Consider the following 17,353-nt stretch of genomic DNA (forward strand, 5'->3'; position numbering starts at 1 on the left):
TGGCGGAAAGTTAACGGAAAGGACGGGAAACATGGCTGCAACCAAAACGTCAACCGCGTGGGAAAGTGTGGTTCGGGTGGTGTTCCCCGTCCGGGACGCCGACGAGGTATGGCCGTTATATGCGTTGGATTGGACGCAGCCCGTAGTCCCTGAAACGTTGCTTGATCCACGTATCGATATGCAACAGTTGGACATGCAGCGAATGAACCAAACGCAGATACAGTCATTGGTGCGGCGGAGTTTGGCGGGAAACAAAGCTCAAGGTGCCACGAATCGGGCGTTCTCGTTCGTTGGTCGTAATGAACTCATGGTGAGAGTGGGTGCCCGCGCTTCATTGTGCACATTCTTCAATGCATTTCCTGCTGCATATTGGCGTCGATGGACGCAGGTGCGCACAATCCGACTGGTATTAGAGGCTTGCGGTGAAGGAACAGTTGCTGCGCAACGGTCCAACGGACGTGGGTTGCTTTTTCCCGCTGGCACGGTCGCGGTGAACGGTGACGAGTGGCAGCGTTATGAAATCAGTGTTGCGCTTACTGACATGATGGATGGGGGTTATTGCTGGTTTGATGTCGAGGCTGGCAATGATCACGATATCCGAGTGCGCAATGCGCAATGGCAAGTACCGGCACAATGTCGAACCGCGGTTGCAGATACGTCGTTGTCCATTGCGATAGCCACATTTAACCGTCCTTCATATTGCTTGAGACAGCTGGAAACCATTGCGGCAGAGCCACAGTTGCGCGACCGTCTTGACACGGTGTATTGCACCGATCAGGGCACTGATTTGGTGTCGCAGCAGGAAGGTTTTGCGGCAGTGCAGTCGGAGCTTGGGCCGCAGCTGACGTATATTCGGCAGCGGAATTTGGGCGGATCCGGCGGTTTTTCTCGCGGCATGTACGAGACAGTTCGTCATGGTGTAAGCGCATATTGCTTGTTGCTTGACGACGATGCAATCAGCGAGCCGGAAGCGATTCTTCGCGCGGTGCAGTTTGCTGACTACACCATTAAGCCAACCTTGGTTGGGGGCGGCATGCTGCATCTGGACAATCGCACCATGTTGTATACGCAAGGCGAGAGAATTGACTGGCGGCGTATGTGGATGCACCCCTCATTGAATATGGGATACAACCATGATTTTGCCGCTGAGCCATTACGTGACACCCCTGCTCGTCACCAGCGCATTGATGAGGATTTCAACGGTTGGTGGATGTGCCTCATACCGGTGCGAGTATTGGAAGATGTCGGGCTTTCGTTGCCGGTGTTCATTAAGTTTGATGATATTGAGTATGGACTTCGTGCCAAACGTGCGGGGTATCCTACAGTTTGTCTGCCGGGAGTTGCTGTGTGGCATCAGGCATGGCACAGCAAGGATCCTGCACGGGGATGGGAAGAATATTTCACTGAGCGCAATCGGTGGATAGCCGCCTTGCTGACACAGCCTGGGAAACCGGTATCGCGTGTGTTGTTTGAGTTCTTGTATGGTGACGCGAGTCTTGGCTTACGCTTTACGTATTCGGCAATGGCGTTGCGGCATCAAGCATTGAAAGATGTTATGCGTGGACCTGCATACATCGTGGATTGTTTGCCGACCAAACTGGGCGAGATTCGCGCGTTGCGTTCCACCTTTGAAGATGCGCAGTCCGAAGACTCGTTTGAAGCGTTCCCGGACCCTGATCATGATGGTATCTCTCCTCGATTGCGGCCTACCGACGCCAAATATCGGTATCGCAATGCGTTGAAACTCATTGCAAAAAGCATGGTGTCGCGTAAGGATGCGAGTAAGGCGGAACGTCCAGATGTCGCTATTTCAGCGCAAGATTCCTCGTGGACATGGCTGGCATTTGAGGGTATTGATTCCGCATTGGTGACTTCTCCTGACGGTAACTCGGTAACCTGGTTGAAGCGTAATGACAGGCAGTTCCGAGCGTATGTGCGCGAGGCATATCATTTGGTCAGGAGTCTCAACAAGCATTGGACGCGTTTATCGGCGCAATATCGGAACTACAATCTGCCTTCTATGGAGACGTGGGAACGAATTTTTGCTAATGACATAAATGTGCAAAAGTTCGATAACAGCGGTGATGGCAGTGTCGAACATAAATAATGTTCGATATGATGTCAGTAACATTGACGATGCTTGAATCAGAGGAGGAATCCGCATCATGACGCAAACAACTTATCCTGATTTGGTGGTGGTGGGTGCCGGCTTGTTCGGTTTGACGGTGGCCCAGCAGGCCGCGGAGCGCGCGGGTGCGACCGTGCATATCATCGATATCCGCAAGCATATCGGTGGCAATGCGTATTCGTATTTCGATGAGGAAACAGGCATCGAGATTCATCAGTATGGCGCGCACTTGTTCCACACGTCGAATAAGCGTGTGTGGGATTACGTCAATCGGTTCACGTCGTTCACCGACTATGTGCATCGTGTGTGGGCGACCCATAACGGTGAGGTGTATCCGCTGCCGATTAACTTGGGCACCATCAACCAGTTCTTCCATGCGCATTACACTCCGCAGGAAGCGCAGAAGCTGATTGAGGGGCAGGCCGGCGAATACGCCCATGTGGAGCCGGAGAATCTCAACGATCAGGGCATCAAGCTGATTGGACGTCCCCTGTACGAGGCGTTCATCAAGAACTATACGGGCAAGCAGTGGCAGACCGATCCCGGCGAACTTCCGGCGAGCATTATTCGTCGCTTGCCAGTGCGCTTCAACTACGATAACCGCTATTTCAAGGATACGTGGGAAGGTCTTCCTGTGGATGGCTATACCGCGTGGTTCGAGCGTATGATCGAAGACCCGAAGATCAGCATCGAGCTTGGCGTTGATTTCTTTGACGAGAGCCAGCCGTTCAACAAGAAGGCGTTGGCCGAAGCGGGTGTTCCAGTGGTGTACACGGGTCCTGTGGATCGGTATTTCGACTATGAGTTGGGCGAGCTGCAGTGGCGTACCGTGGACTTCAAGGAGGTTCGTTATGCGGAGGACAACCATTTCGGCTGCCCGGTTATGAACTATTCCGATGCGGACGTGCCGTACACCCGCGCCATCGAGTTCAAGAACTTCAATCCCGAGCGTGCCGATCGGGTCAAGGCCGGGCAGACCGTGGTGTGGGAGGAGTATTCGCGCTTCGCCAAGCGTGGGGACGAGCCGTATTATCCGGTGAACACGGATGCGGATAAGGCGTTGTACCAGCGTTATGTCGATTTGGAGGCCGGGGAGAAGAATACGGTGTTCGGTGGTCGTTTGGGTACCTACAAGTATTACGACATGCACCAGGTCATCGATACGGCGTTGACGGCGTACGAAGAGCAGGTGGCGCCGCTGTTGCAGCGCTAATTGATGCTAAGGCGTGCCAGCTGCTTGAGCGGTTGGCGCGCCTTAGTGTAGACAAGTGCAGCTGCGGAAGCATCCATGCCGCAGTAGGCAATGAGGCTTAGGCGGAAAACTTGAATACGCGTTGCCAATAAGCGTAAGAGGTAGACGATGGAACGGCATAGCAACGGGCAAGACGATCGTAAGAGCGTACAAGCAGCAATTCATGCTGGAGTGGAGACTCGGTTGGTGACCCACGATGAAACCGTGGTGTATGAATCGGATGACACTACCAATTTTGTTGTTATTGACGCGCAAGTTTCGCCAGAACCATCACAGGGCGAGCCCCAGGAAGAATCGTCGACGACCTATCACGTTCAATTCGCTCAGATTCGAGGCGGTCAGCCTTCTGCAGTGTGCGTTGCCCGGCGCAGTGACGGCAAACTACTGCTGGTGTTGCACTGGCGTATTGCCACCCAAACATTTGAATGGGAGTTTCCGCGCAGCGTAGGGCTGGAAGGCGAAACCATAATAGGAACGGCTCGACGTGAGCTACGTGCTGAAGTGGGGTTGGAAGCGGACACGGTGGAAATCATGCAAACCATGCATGCCAATACCAGCAAGCTGCGCGACTCCATAGCCATCGTAGACATGAGCGTACAAGATGCGGAGGCAATGAGCGCGGACGAAGGAACGTACTGTTCGGATGGTGGCGCCGAAGTGAAGTTCATGTGGCGTGACGCTGCGCAAATCGACGCCATGATCCAAGCTGGCTCCATTATGGATGGTATTACTTTGGCGGCGTACGCCGTGCACCGTGTGTACGAGCGGTTGCGCTAATACGCTGCCTGGAAGATTATCGAACTGGAAGGGGCAGCGCTGCGGCGAGAGAGTCAATGTCCCTGTGCTTGATAGCGTTGTTCGGTTTGCTTTTTGGAAGGCCCCCACCATTGTTGATGGGTTTGATACCAGTTAATGGTGCTGTCTAGACCTGCTGCGAAATCAGTGAATTGCGGCTCCCAATGCAGTTCTCGACGTATCTTGCTTGCGTCCAAAGCGTAACGCCGATCAGCGCCGGGACGGTCGGCAACATGGTCAAAATCCTGGGGGCGATGCCCCATGCGCTCAAGAATCATGGCGAGCACATCGATATTGCTGTGTTCACCATCAGCTCCTATAAGATATGTTTCGCCAATGCGTCCTCGGGTGAGTACGGCCCATACTCCGGAGCAATGGTCTTCGACATGGATCCAGTCGCGTACGGCAAGGCCGTCGCCATAGAGTTTTGCGCGTAAACCGGCAAGCAGATTGGTGATTTGTCGGGGGATGAACTTCTCCACATGCTGCCACGGTCCGTAATTGTTGCTGCAGTTGGAAATGGTGACGGGCACGCCATACGTTCGATGCCATGCGCGGACTAGATGGTCGCTGGCGGCTTTGGAGGCAGAATAGGGGCTGGAAGGCCGATAGGGGCTCTCTTCGGTAAAGCGGTGTGGGTCATCGAGTGCAAGATCGCCGTAGACTTCATCGGTGCTGACATGGTGAAAACGGAGGTTGTGCCGTCGCGCGGCTTCCAGGAGTATATGGGTGCCGTCAATATTGGTGTGTAAGAATGGGCGGGCGTCGATGATGGAATTATCGTTATGCGACTCCGCGGCGAAATGGACAATGGCGTCCACGGCTGGACGTGGGCTGATATGGGTTGAATCATTGCCGAAAGCAGGATTGGTGATGTGCTCTACAAGCGCAGCGTCGGTGATATCGCCATGCATGAACGTGATCTGCTGGGGGTCGCAACCTTCAAGATTGGCGAGATTGCCTGCGTAAGTAAGAGCATCAAGCACGGTGACATACACTTCGGCATGGTGACGGGCAACGTAATGAACGAAATTCGCCCCAATGAAGCCAGCTCCGCCGGTTACTAGGATATGGCGGGGCTCTTCGACGGTGAATGAAGTTGGGCTCATGCAGCACATTGTAGGCGCAAGGGGCATACACTGGGAGAATGCGTAGGTTGATGATACCCCCGTGCGTAAAGACTCCACAGCGGGCTATTGGATTGCCGATGGTGTGACGCTGGCGTCATGGGCGTTGTATTGCGCGAAGAGATAAATGGATGGCCGACAAACCGTCGTCGGGAAGCACAGTTCAAGATGCTAAACTGCATCGTTGTAGCGTTCCGTTGGCAATACAGTTGATAAGACAGTTGAGGGGCGGCATATGAGTGAAACCGGCATGCACGACAACACCGGACAGACCGAGACGGGCGATGCGGTCCAACCGGTAGTGGATTCCCGAGAAGATGATTCCGTGACACAGGGGTCTCGCACTGTCGGTGAATATACGCTCAGTGATGGGCAGCAGGAGGCTATTGCTGTTTTGTCGAGCGCGAACGAATATACCAAGCAGTCGAAATGGCTCACGTTGCGCGAGCTGCCGTGGCGGGAGAAGCTGCCGTTTTTTGCTCAGCATTTTCTGGTGGGGTTGGTGGCCATCGTGGCTGCCGTCTCTATCGTCGGGGTATTGATATTCCACTTCGTTACCAAACCGCCGGAACCTAATTTGGGCGTCGGCATTGTGAACATGGGCAAGTCGTCATCAAAAGTGGAGCAGTTGGTCTCGTCGGCGGCCTCCAACGAAGGCTTGGATGCCGACTTGGTGTCCAGTGATGCAAATCTGACGCTAAATGTAGATTCGCAAGGTTTATATAGTGAGTCTGGCGTTATGGATTCCACGGTGTCGTTGACGGCTCGTATTCAGGCGGGTGATATCAATACGCTGATCGCTCCCCGCGCCACCTTTGAGTCGATGGCAGAGCATGGATGGATTGTGCCTTTGTCGCAGGTATTGTCAAAGGGTGTGGTGAACGTACTCGAACAAGGTGGCGTCACGGTGCAGGCTGACGTGCAGACTGGCGCGCAGGGAGATAAGCAGGCCGATGCGAGCAATAATGGCGATGCCAAGTCGGGCACATCCGGCAATACTGTTGAGAATGGGGCATCCCAGTCGCAAGTGCCTGCTGGCTTGGATTTGTCTCACGCGTTGCCGTGGACGGAGCAGGGGTTGCCGGCCGACGCTGTGCTGGCGTTCACGTACAGCAATCGTGGCGATGATGGGTATCGGCAGGCGCTAGTCGGATATTTCTACGAGGGGGCTCGCCGCCAGTAGGCTGTGAACGTCGCATGTCCTTCATGGCGTCGGTCTACACTGGCGGTCATGAGCAAACATCGCGATCGCAGCTGGGCTCCCGCTCCCGAACCGTTGCCGGCGGACGCCCGGGTCATTGACAATCACACGCATGTGGCGTCGGTGGTGCCTTTTTCGCGTGCCATGAGTCATGAGGCGGCCGCTAAAGGGCAGCCGGATGTGCCGGTGTATAGCGTTGATGAGTTGTTGGTGCAGGCGCAGTCGGTGGGTGTCGAGGGCGTGATCGATTGCGGGTGCGAGTTGCCTGCCTTGATGACGGCGGTCGATATGGCGCGTGAACATCCCGGCGTGGTGCATGCGGCCTTGGCGATTCATCCCAACGAGTCGGTGCTGCACGGGCATCGTGGGGCGCCTGGTCCTGATGGGTTGCCAGTGCGGTATAAGCCGCATCACGATGTGCCGTTTGACGAAGCGTTGCAGGAGGTGCGTCGCCTGGCCTTGACGTATTCGCGCGAGGTGGTGGCCATTGGCGAGACGGGTATGGATCTGTTTCGTACGGGTGAGTCGGCTATGGCCTTGCAGCGCCAGGCGTTCCGTGACCATATCGCGTTGGCCAAGGAGTTGAATTTACCGTTGCAGATTCATGACCGCGACGCCCATCGTGAGGTGATTGAAACGCTGTTGGCCGATGGCGCTCCTGAGCGAACGGTATTCCACAGCTACTCGGGTGACGCTGAGATGGGGCAGATCGTGCGGGAGCAGGGTTGGTATATGAGCTGTTCTGGCACGGTAGGGTATAAAGGCAACGAGGGTATCCGTGAGTCTGCGCGTATCGTGGGATTGGGGCACATTATGGTGGAGACGGATGCGCCGTATTTGACGCCGATGCCGTATCGTGGGCGAACTAATGCGCCGTACATGATTCCGTATACGTTAGATGCGCTTGCTCAAACGTTGGACTTATCCGTGGCCGATGTGGCTCGGGCGACTCGTGCCACCACGCGTGACGTGTATGGAGTGTGATTGCCCGGAAGCAAGGTTTCGCAGGGCTTGAGGGGTGTAGGGGGTCGGGTAGCCAGCGCTCATGTGGCATAATATAAAAAATTGTCAATCATATGTTCCCAAGGCGTAAAAGTTGCTGATAAGAACCGTGGTGTGTGTATTTCGTTAGGGAATGTGAGCGATGTAACAATGATTGTGTATATGCTGTGAATTATTGTGCGTATCGATACAATATGTTACATTTATATGTACTGTCGCACTATCTGAATCGAAGTATCAGTGGTGATAGGAGCAGTCATGGGTGGCAAACCTGTGGTGACCATTCTGGATGTGGCACGAGCCGCCGGAGTATCTACGGCGTCAGTATCGAACTATCTCAATGGCCGCCCATATATGAGTGACGCTATGCGTCGAAAAATCGCCGCAGCAGTTGATTCGCTGGGGTATCAAGTGAATGCTGCGGCGCGTAATTTGCGTTCTGGCCGCACCCATTTGTTGAAGTTGGTAGTGCCGGATCTGCATCAAGTGTATTTCGCCGATTTAGCGGAGGCGGTGTTGGCTCGCGCTCGCGAGCGTGGGTACGGTGTGATCGTCGAATCGACATCGAATAGCCGCGAACGTGAGCTGCAAAGTGTGCGCTCGATGGGTAATCGTCCGGCGGATGGTCTGTTGTTCAGCCCGCTGTTGATGGAATCCATGGATGCGCATGAGTTCGACGGCAACTATCCACTGGTGATGCTGGGCGAGCGATTGTTTGGTATTGCAGCACCGCATGTGGTGATTCGCAATCGTGAGGCGTCTGCAGCTGCGACCAAGCATTTGCTCGATGCTGGATGCCGTCGTATTGCGGTTATTGGCGGCCTGCATGAGTGCTTGCAAACCTCGTCGCGCAGCTTGCGGACCTTGGGGTATCGGATGGCGATGCGCGAGGCGGGGATTGAGGTTGATGAACGGTTGATTGTTGAAACGGAATGCTGGGATAGTGCTAGCGGTGCCCGGGCTGTGTCGGGGCTGCTTGACGCTGGTGTGGAATTTGACGCGGTGTTTGCGTTGAATGACAGCTTGGCGTGGGGTGTGTTGCGGACGTTGGTTGAACGCGGCAAGCGTGTGCCGGCGGACATTCAAGTGATGGGCTTCGACGATGTGGAACAGTCGAGTTTCACCTATCCGTCGCTGTCTACTGTCAATCCTGGGCGTGAGGATATCGCTACATTGGCAGTGAATTCGGTGCTTGCCCAAATCGAGTCGGGCGAACGTGGTAAGGCGGAGATGGTTCCGGTCTCATATTCGCTGGTTTTACGTGAGTCTTCCCCCGCTTTGTCGTAAATACTCACCAAATATGTGGCCCCACACGCTGTGTCGATCGTACCCCACTCGCTCATGGCGTGGGGTCGAAGGCATTCGCCCTCAGCATGGGATGCAAACACCTCGAAGTGGTCACGGAAACCGGGCCTGGCGTGAACGACAGACGGTGGAAGATAAACCGTATCCTCGCAGACCCCACCGTGAACGTCATCATCGTGGAGCATCGCGACCGGCTGGCGCGCATGAACGTGGGGCTGGCGGAAAGTGCCCTGAAGGCGCAGGCCAGACGGCTCGTCGTCGTGGACGGTACGGAGATGGAGGACGTTTTGGTTCGCGACATGACGGAATCGCTGACCTCGTTCCGTGCGCGGCTATACGGGCGGTGGGGCGCACGTAACAAGGCGCGGGAGGCGTTGCGGGCGGCGCGTGATGCTTGAGGCGGTGAAGATAGCGTTGGACTCCGCGCCGTGGCAGGAACGGATGAAGCTGAGCCGTATCGCGTCCGTCTTCGACAAAACTGTGCATTCGCCGCGGTCTTACGGCCTCGGCTAGGCTCCTCGAGGCAAAGGTGTGTGTTTACACCACTGGTGGGGTCGCGATCTCGCGCATTCACCACCCCCAGCCCCCAAAAAAGTGTGTGTTTGCGACATCGGTGGGGCCGCAATCCCGAACCCCTCTCCGTCCCCAATCCCGAAGGTGTGTGTTTCCGGCATCCGTACGTCCGGTTTCGGGATTCCAGGAGTGTGGTAAACACGCACCTTCCGGCCCAGGGTGTCGAAAACGCGCACAAAACACGATCCACCAATGGCGTGAACACACACTTTGCAAATGGGGTGTTCCGAGGGAATTTTTCCACCGGAGGCGCCTACCGAAACGGAAACGTGGGCGGGGCGTTGGTGGGGAAGTTGACGGTGTTGCAGGTGGGATGGCGCAGGGATGGTCTGGGGAGGTTGGAGGAGCGGGCAGTGATGTGGGCGGAGAGGACGGTATGGGTGGGCAAGGATGGAGTCGCGGGAGATGGTTGAGAATCATGGGGGCCGGATACGTGGTAGTGCTTCGCTTGTCGGCTCGATATGTTGCCGTGAAGAAAGTATTGGAACACAAGGTGGTTGCGGACCAGCCGGCTCCGTTCTCAAGGTAGCGTGCATCAGATGAGCGCTGATTATGCCGCCAATCCAAGTAAACTTCCAATGGAAACTTCCATTGGAAACTAGTGTTGGGGCGTTGGTTATATAGTGTGGACGCCCCAACGAATGGTCATCTGTACGTGGCTTAGGCGCTGAATGCTATGCCGAGCCAGCTGATTGGCGGCAGATTCACACTCAGCGAGCCGTCCTCGACACTACACTGAACGGCTTGCGGCGTGACGGCTTCGGGCTCTTGCGCGGTATTGGTGCGCTTGCAATCGTCGTCGTGCAACAGTTGCGCATCCGTGACGGTCAGATTCGCGGCCTCCTTCCCAATCACTGATGCGACAACGGCCGTGAAATCGTGGGCGATGGTCTCGTCGCGGTTCACGGCGAGCAAGCATCCTGTGCGCGACTCGGCATCCCAAGTCAGCACTGCTTCGATGGCCGGCACATCACCATACGTTTGCGTGCTGATGGTGGCGGTGCGCTCGCCGGCCAGCTGGTAGGCGGTGCCGTGTGCATGCCGTGCCGCGAACGCGAAGGGGTAGAAGGTGGTTTGTCGCCAGGCAGGTCCGCCCGGCTCGGTCATGATGGGAGCGATGACATTGACGAGTTGGGCGCGGGAGGCAGAGCGCACGCGGTCGCAGTTGGCGAGCAGTGTAATCATCAGCGATCCTTCGACCACCGCGTCGGCCACCGTATATACGTCTTCCAGCAGATGCGGGGCGATGGGCCACGGTTCGTGGTGTAGGCCTTCGCTGGCGGCGGCTTTCCATTCGGCTTCCTGCTGGTTCCATACGTCGGAATACCACACGCCCCATTCGTCGAAGCTGAGTGCGATGTCTTTGGAGCCGTTGTTGGCGTGTTTCGCGTCGTCGGCGGCTTGGGCGACGGTGGCAATGAACTGCTTCATGTCTTCGCTTGAGGCGAGGAAGTCTTGCATGCTTGCGGCGCCGCGATCGTAGTAGTAGGCGTGGCAGGACACGAAGTCGAGATGCGCATAGCCTTTGGTGAGCACGGCTCGCTCCCACTGGCCGAAGGTGGGCATGTGGGCGCTGGATGATCCACAGGCTACGAGCTCGAGGCCGGATTCGGCGAGTTTCATGGCATGGGCCACGCGTTCGACTTCCGTGGCGTAGGTATCGGGGTCCATGTGCCCGACTTGCCAGGGACCATCCATTTCGTTGCCGATGCACCACATGGCAATATCCATGGGCTCCGGGATGCCGTTGGCGACGCGGCGATCGGCAAGTGCGGTGCCGGGGGCGCCATTGACGTATTCGAGTTCGTCGAGTGCGGCGTGCAGGCCGCGGGTGCCCATGTTGACGGCAAGCATGATTTCGGTGCCGGTTTTGCGGCTCCACCGGTAGAAGTCATCAATGCCGACTTCGTTGGTTTCGGTGGTGTGCCAGGCGAGATCGCGGCGCACCGGGCGCTGTTCGCGCGGACCGGTGCCGTCTTCCCAGTTGTAGTTGGAGACGAAGTTGCCGCCGGGGTAGCGCACGCAGGTGACGCCGAGTTCGTTGACGAGGTCGATGACGTCTTGGCGGAAGCCGTGTTCGTCGGCGGTGGGGTGGCTGGGTTCGTAGATGCCGCCGTAGACGCAGCGTCCAAGGTGTTCGACGAATGAGCCGAAGATACGTCGGGGCACCGATGCTACGGTGCGTTGTGGAACGACAATGGTTGCGATATCTTGCATGGTTCTTTTATACCCCATAACTATTGTAATTTCAGCGTTTCGAGGTTTGTATTTGCGTAAACACTAAAAGCGTGTTACTCTGAAATAGAACGATACAGAAATTGGACAATAAAGTCCAGTTGTGTCATCCGAGGAAGGAAAGGACAGAACGATGAAGTTCGCAAAGAAGGCTGTTGCCCTAGTTGGCGCGGGTGCCATGCTTGTTTCCGTGGCAGCGTGCGGCTCCAGTAGCGCGTCTGACACCAAGACCGATGCCGACGGCAAGATTCAGCTGACCGTATGGTCGTGGGACTCCACGCTGCCTCGTACGGTGAAAGGTTTTGAGAAGGAAAATCCGAACATTACTGTCAAGGTCACCAATGCCGGTACGAATACTGATGAGTACACCGCTTTGAACAATGCTTTGCAGGCTGGCTCTGGCGCTCCGGATATTGCGCAGATCGAGTATTACGCACTGCCCGAGTATGCGATTCGTGACAGCCTTGTTAATCTGTCTGACCTGGGTGCTTCGGACTACTCCGACTTCTACACCCCTGGCACCTGGAGCTCCGTGAATGTCAATGGCGGCATCTATGCGCTGCCGATGGATTCCGGCCCGATGGCGCTGTTCTATAACAAGGATGTCTTCGACAAGGCTGGCGTTACTGAAGTGCCGACCACGTGGGATGAATTCTACGAGGCCGCCAAGAAGATTCGCGCGACTGGCGCCTACATTACCTCTGATTCCGGCGATGCAGGTTTCTACGATTCCATGACCTGGCAGGCCGGTGCGAAACCGTTTGCCACCAAGGGCGAGAATGTCACGGTTGATTTGGTCGGCAATGAGAAGGCCGAAAAGTGGAATGAATTCTGGCAGAAGATGATTGATGAAGATCTCATCGACACCAAGACCGTTGGTTGGTCGGACGATTGGAACCGTGGCCTCAACGATGGATCGATCGCTTGTCTGCTGACCGGCGCTTGGATGCCGTACAACCTGCTGTCGGGCGCTCCCGATGGTGCTGGTAAGTGGCGTGTGGCTCAGATGCCAACGTGGGAAAAGGGCGGCACCGAGAATGCTGAGAACGGTGGTTCTTCGTTGGCTATCATCAAGTCCGACGATGACGCCAAGGTCAAGGCTGCCTACAAGTTCATGGAGTATGCTTGCCACAATGCTGACGGCATCAAGGTGCGCGTTGACGGCGGTGCGTTCCCGGCTGACAATGACACGCTGTCCAGCGACGACTTCCTGAACATGACCGCGTTGTCTGACTCCGAAGGCAATCCGGTTGAGTACTTCGGCGGACAGAAGTTCAACGAAGTGCTGGCTCAGGCCGCGGCTGACGTGATTACCGGATACCAGTTCCTGCCGTACGAAGTGCACGCTCGTACCATTTTCGCCGATAACGTTGGGGCAGCGTTCTCCGATAAGTCCATCACGCTGGATGAAGGCATCAAGGCGTGGCAGAACAAGCTTATCGAATACGGCAAGCAACAGGGCTACACCGTGAACGAGTAGCATTTCTCCTTTGCACACACAATCAATGGCTGCCGGATGGCGTCGCGTACTGCGGCACTGTCCGGCAGTATTCGTTGTGGCGGGGTAGATCCGCCGAGAGGGGTTTGGACGTCAGGGCTATTGGCGCTGTGGCGAGGGGTATTCGTCTAGGGTCTTCTGGATGGTTTGTGATTGTCGCGAACCCGCATAATCGGCAGTGCTGCGGACTTGCAATACCGACTGGGTAGAGAGCCTCGACTACAATAGAGGGACACACGTGGGCGCAGTGCCCTCTAAGGGAGGAAAAGGAATGGCGAACAAGCCAGACGATTCGTTGCTGAAGGCGGCAACGTTCACGAATGCACCTAAGGTTTCGCGTCGCAGTCTCACTAAGGAAGAACGCGAGGAGCTTGCCAAGCAGCAGCAGGCGGAAAGCAAGGAAGCCGAGAAGCTCGACAAGGTGGCCTCCAGGGGTCCCCTGGCACGCTGGTGGGTGCGTCTGCAATCCGGGCCCGACAAGGTGAGCTTTGCCATGGCTGTCGTTGCGTTGGGCGTGGTGTATGGCGACATCGGCACATCGCCGTTGTACACCGCGCAAACGTTCCTCTCCGGACAGGGGGGTCTTGCCCACACTGATCGTGAAGCTGTGCTGGGTATGCTGTCGCTGGTATTTTGGTCGTTGACTCTGATCACCACCGTCAAATATGTGCTCATCGCCATGCGAATCGACAACAAGGGCGAAGGCGGCATTTTCGCGTTGTATTCGCTGATTCGTAAATATGGCATGTGGCTTGCGATTCCTGCCATGCTCGGTGGGGCGGCATTCTTGGCGGATTCCGTACTGACGCCGGCTGTGTCGATTTCCTCGGCGGTGGAAGGCTTGCGGTCCTTACCTCCGCTGGAGCCGTTGTTTGAAAACAATGAAAACATTACGTTGATGATTACCGTCGTCATCATTTTGGTGCTGTTTTCGGTACAGTCGCGTGGTACGGAGCGCATCGGCCGTGTGTTCGGATCGGTGGTGATGGTGTGGTTTGCCTTCCTCGCCGTTGTTGGCATCATGGCTATTGGCAACGATTGGTCCGTGCTGGCGGCGCTGAACCCGTGGTACGGCATGAAATTCCTGTTTAGCCCACATAATGCGGCGGGCATCGCGCTGATGGGCACGGTCTTCCTGTCCACTACCGGTGCCGAGGCGCTTTACTCCGACATGGGGCACGTTGGCCGTGGCAATATTTATTTCACCTGGCCATTCATCAAGGTTGCGCTGGTCTTCAACTATTTCGGTCAGGGCGCGTGGATGCTGCGCAACCAAAACAACACGGAACTGGCGAATGTGGATGGTTTGAACCCGTTCTTCCAGATGATGGACCCGAATGTGCGTTATGTGGCCGTCATTCTGTCAGTCACCGCCGGCATTATCGCCTCGCAGGCTTTGATCACCGGTGCGTTCACCATGGTGTCCGAAGCCACGGGTCTGAATTGGATGCCGCATCTGCAGGTGCGCTATCCTGCGCGCACCCGCGGGCAGTTGTACATTCCCGTCATCAATGTGGTGTTGTGTGTGGCGACGCTTGCCGTGCTGCTGTTGTTCAAGGATTCCGAACATATTTCTGCGGCTTACGGTTTGGCGTTGACGATCACTATGATCACTACCACCGTGCTGCTGGCGGTGTACTTGTGGTATCAGGGGCACCGGGTCGGAGCCGTGGTGTTCACCGTGGTGTTCCTTGCGATTCAGGTGCTGTTCTTTGTGGCCTCCATGGCGAAGTTCCTGCACGGCGGCTGGTTCACCATCTTGCTGACACTGGCGATTTTGTTTGTGATGTACACGTGGAACGAAGGGACGAAGCTGGAACGTTCGCAGCGTCGTCATATGACGAAGAAAGACTTCCTGCCGACGTTGGAGAAGTTGCATTCCGACATTCGTATCCCGTATTTCGCCGATAATATCGTGTATCTGACGTCCGATACGGAAATGAAGCGCTTGGATACGGATATTTTCTTCTCGATTTTCGCGGACCATCCCAAGCGTGCACGCGCTTGGTGGGCGGTTTCCGTACAGACGACGGACGAGCCGTTCACGCGTGAGTATTCGGTGGAAAACTTCGGTACGGATTATCTGTTCCGCGTGCGCATTCGCTTGGGCTTCAAGGTATCGCAGTCGATTCCGGCGTACCTGCATCAGATCATGCATGATTTGTCGCGTTCGGGCGAGTTGCCGCAGCAAAAATCCGTGTACCCGAAGGTGGATGCCGATCCGGGCATTGGCACAATTCGCTACGTGCTGATTCATAAGGCGTTGATGCCAGAGTCAAAGGTTTCCGACCACGGTGCATTGTCGTTGCAAGTCAAGTATGCGATTCGTCACGTGGCCGGTTCGCCGGTGAAGTGGTTCGGTTTGGCGCCATATAATCCGCTGGTGGAAACGCAACCGCTGTTCGTTACGACAAAGCGCCCGCCCAGGTTGAAGCGCACTGCCAGTGGGTACCGCGGTGGAGCGCAAAGTGGGCGGAGCACGGATCTTGGACGCGGTGCCGATGGTGGCAAGTCCCAGGATACTTCTCGCAGCATGGGGCGTTCGGAATCGTCCAAAGCTTCGGCCAACAAAGCCACGGCTGCCGATGGCGTGACCACTGCGGTGATTCAGAAAGTCACGGATACGGCCGACGGCGCGAAAGCTGCGGATGTTGCCAACTCTACGGATGTTGCCAAGGCCGCTAACACGACAAAGGCCGCTAGCTCCGCTAATGCTGCGGAAGGTGCTGCGAGCAAATCCTAAGTCTACGGCCGAGTTTTGAGTGCCAGATACGAGGCCCGAGTCTGCGTAGCCGAGTCCGTATGGTTCGGTGTGCGAGGCCGATCATGATTCTGAGCCCGCATCTCATTTTGGGGTGTGGGCTTTGCTTTTCTTAATTCTCCTCACCGGAGAAATGGTGCTTTTACCACACTGGTAGGGCCTGTTTTGTGTGCTTTTTCCGTCTCGTAGTGGGAAATTGTGCCTTTCCCGTAGTCTAACTGGGCTTTGATGGTCCGGTAGAGTATGGTTTTAGCACAATTTGATGCTCCGGATGGGGGTTTGCGCACTTTTGTGGTCCCTCTAGTGGGGTATTTGCACATTTTGGTTGGCTTATCTCGCTGACAGTCCGTAAAAGTGCGGTAAAAACACACTTTGGAAGGCTGTTGGTTTGGAAAGCTGCTGGTGGGTATAGGAGCAGTTTGCCCGGCACGGCGGAGACGTCGACGAACGGCTGGTTTCGTGTGACTCTGGGATGGTGGTGTTTCGGTGGCGTTGTCTTGTGTGCCGTTGAGATGGGTTGTGTGGCGGATGTGGTTTTTCTTGCATGCTGCCGGGGCGGAATAGGCATAACTGACGGATTTCCCGCATGCCTTTAGAATGGGCTATATGGCCGATTTGATCCCCTCGCTGGAACGTATTGAAGAACTGCATCGCAACATTGCGCCGTCGCAAGCGGCCTATGAGCTAATTCATACGCATTGCGTGATTGTTTCGCGCATCGCGGTAATGCTGGCACGGCATCAGAATGCGTTATGGGTGCGGCAGTGCTCGGCGTCGGGAGCGCAGGACGGTGCGCGGGATGGTGGAATATATGGCGTGCAAGCGGGTGAGGCGTTCGGCATGGAAACCGGAGCGGTGCACGGCGGCCGTCGTCCCATGCGGTTGCTGGACGAGCACCTGGTGATGGTTGGCGGTTTGCTCCATGATATTGGCACGTATCGCGTACTGGCACATGATGGTTCGGATGGGAATCCGCTTCAATTCGATGGTCCGCGTTACATTCTGCACGGTTTGTTGGGGTATGAGTATTTGCTGGAAAGCGGCATTGATGAGTCGGTGGCACAGTTTGCTCGTAATCATACGGGCATCGGCTTGACGCGCGAACAGGTGCGCAGCCAGGGGTTGCCGCTGCCGGAGGATGATTATGTGCCGGTGAACATCGAGCAGGAAACCGTGATGGTGGCAGATAAGTATCACAGCAAATCCACGCCGCCGAAGTTCTTGACAGCGCAGGCTTACGAGCGTAAGGCGGCGAAATTTGGTGAGGAGAATGCGCAGCGGTGGCGTGATGTGCTTGACCAGTATGGTGTGGTTGACGTGTCCGCGATGGCGGAAGAATATGGGATGAGCGTGCGCGCGTGACGAGAAGCGCCAATAAGCAAGGGCGGTCGGCTTGAGGAAACGGCGGCTGGCGTGAGGGAACAGTGGGCCGGCACGATGTTTTTCGAGTCGGCCCACCCACATGTGTGCGGAGGA

At 56.1% G+C, this 17,353-nt stretch carries 11 protein-coding genes and 1 pseudogene; 10 read left to right on the plus strand and 2 right to left on the minus strand.

Going from position 1 to position 17,353, the window contains the following annotated elements:
- The first annotated feature begins 31 nt into the window (after positions 1-31).
- From AC1AWK_RS00350 to AC1AWK_RS00360, 3 genes are all read left to right on the plus strand, one after another.
- Positions 32-2,107, plus strand: coding sequence for a glycosyltransferase (locus tag AC1AWK_RS00350; protein ID WP_476567343.1), 2,076 nt, complete (start codon positions 32-34; stop codon positions 2,105-2,107).
- Positions 2,108-2,165: 58 nt separating this feature from the next.
- Positions 2,166-3,341 (plus strand): UDP-galactopyranose mutase, encoded by a 1,176-nt coding sequence (gene glf / locus AC1AWK_RS00355; RefSeq protein ID WP_476567344.1) that lies wholly within the window; start codon positions 2,166-2,168, stop codon positions 3,339-3,341.
- A gap of 147 nt (positions 3,342-3,488) precedes the next feature.
- The gene (locus AC1AWK_RS00360; RefSeq protein WP_476567345.1) at positions 3,489-4,157 is read left to right on the plus strand and encodes an NUDIX hydrolase; all 669 of its coding nucleotides are present in this window, start codon (positions 3,489-3,491) and stop codon (positions 4,155-4,157) included.
- Positions 4,158-4,210: 53 nt separating this feature from the next.
- On the opposite strand, the gene rfbB is transcribed toward AC1AWK_RS00360, so the two are convergent.
- On the minus strand, positions 4,211-5,293 hold the full coding sequence (rfbB, locus tag AC1AWK_RS00365) for a dTDP-glucose 4,6-dehydratase (protein ID WP_476569484.1): 1,083 nt from the start codon (positions 5,291-5,293) through the stop codon (positions 4,211-4,213).
- A 244-nt stretch (positions 5,294-5,537) separates the two neighbouring features.
- Between rfbB and AC1AWK_RS00370 the strand changes: the two genes are divergently transcribed.
- The 4 genes and pseudogenes from AC1AWK_RS00370 to AC1AWK_RS00385 form a co-directional block, all read left to right on the plus strand.
- Positions 5,538-6,485, plus strand: coding sequence for a hypothetical protein (locus tag AC1AWK_RS00370; RefSeq protein WP_476567346.1), 948 nt, complete (start codon positions 5,538-5,540; stop codon positions 6,483-6,485).
- Positions 6,486-6,533: 48 nt separating this feature from the next.
- Complete coding sequence (locus AC1AWK_RS00375) at positions 6,534-7,487, plus strand: TatD family hydrolase (RefSeq protein WP_476567347.1); 954 nt, start codon at positions 6,534-6,536, stop codon at positions 7,485-7,487.
- 276 nt (positions 7,488-7,763) lie between these two features.
- Positions 7,764-8,792 (plus strand): LacI family DNA-binding transcriptional regulator, encoded by a 1,029-nt coding sequence (locus tag AC1AWK_RS00380; RefSeq protein WP_476567348.1) that lies wholly within the window; start codon positions 7,764-7,766, stop codon positions 8,790-8,792.
- A 68-nt stretch (positions 8,793-8,860) separates the two neighbouring features.
- A pseudogene (locus AC1AWK_RS00385) lies at positions 8,861-9,208 on the plus strand (IS607 family transposase); the annotation flags it as partial.
- A gap of 835 nt (positions 9,209-10,043) precedes the next feature.
- Here AC1AWK_RS00385 and AC1AWK_RS00390 read toward each other — a convergent pair.
- Positions 10,044-11,600 carry an alpha-N-arabinofuranosidase gene (locus AC1AWK_RS00390; protein WP_476567349.1) on the minus strand — a complete coding sequence of 519 codons (1,557 nt, stop codon included), beginning with the start codon at positions 11,598-11,600 and terminating at the stop codon, positions 10,044-10,046.
- A gap of 151 nt (positions 11,601-11,751) precedes the next feature.
- Here AC1AWK_RS00390 and AC1AWK_RS00395 point away from each other — a divergent pair, with 151 nt between their 5' ends.
- The 3 genes from AC1AWK_RS00395 to AC1AWK_RS00405 all read left to right on the plus strand — a co-directional run bounded on the left by AC1AWK_RS00395 (position 11,752) and on the right by AC1AWK_RS00405 (position 17,239).
- On the plus strand, positions 11,752-13,098 hold the full coding sequence (locus AC1AWK_RS00395) for an ABC transporter substrate-binding protein (protein ID WP_476567350.1): 1,347 nt from the start codon (positions 11,752-11,754) through the stop codon (positions 13,096-13,098).
- 289 nt (positions 13,099-13,387) lie between these two features.
- Complete coding sequence (locus tag AC1AWK_RS00400; RefSeq protein WP_476567351.1) at positions 13,388-15,859, plus strand: KUP/HAK/KT family potassium transporter; 2,472 nt, start codon at positions 13,388-13,390, stop codon at positions 15,857-15,859.
- A 624-nt stretch (positions 15,860-16,483) separates the two neighbouring features.
- Positions 16,484-17,239: an HD domain-containing protein gene (locus tag AC1AWK_RS00405; protein WP_476567352.1), complete on the plus strand. Its 756-nt coding sequence runs from the start codon at positions 16,484-16,486 to the stop codon at positions 17,237-17,239.
- Positions 17,240-17,353: the final 114 nt, after the last annotated feature.

This window comes from Bifidobacterium sp. LH_491 (assembly GCF_056356495.1).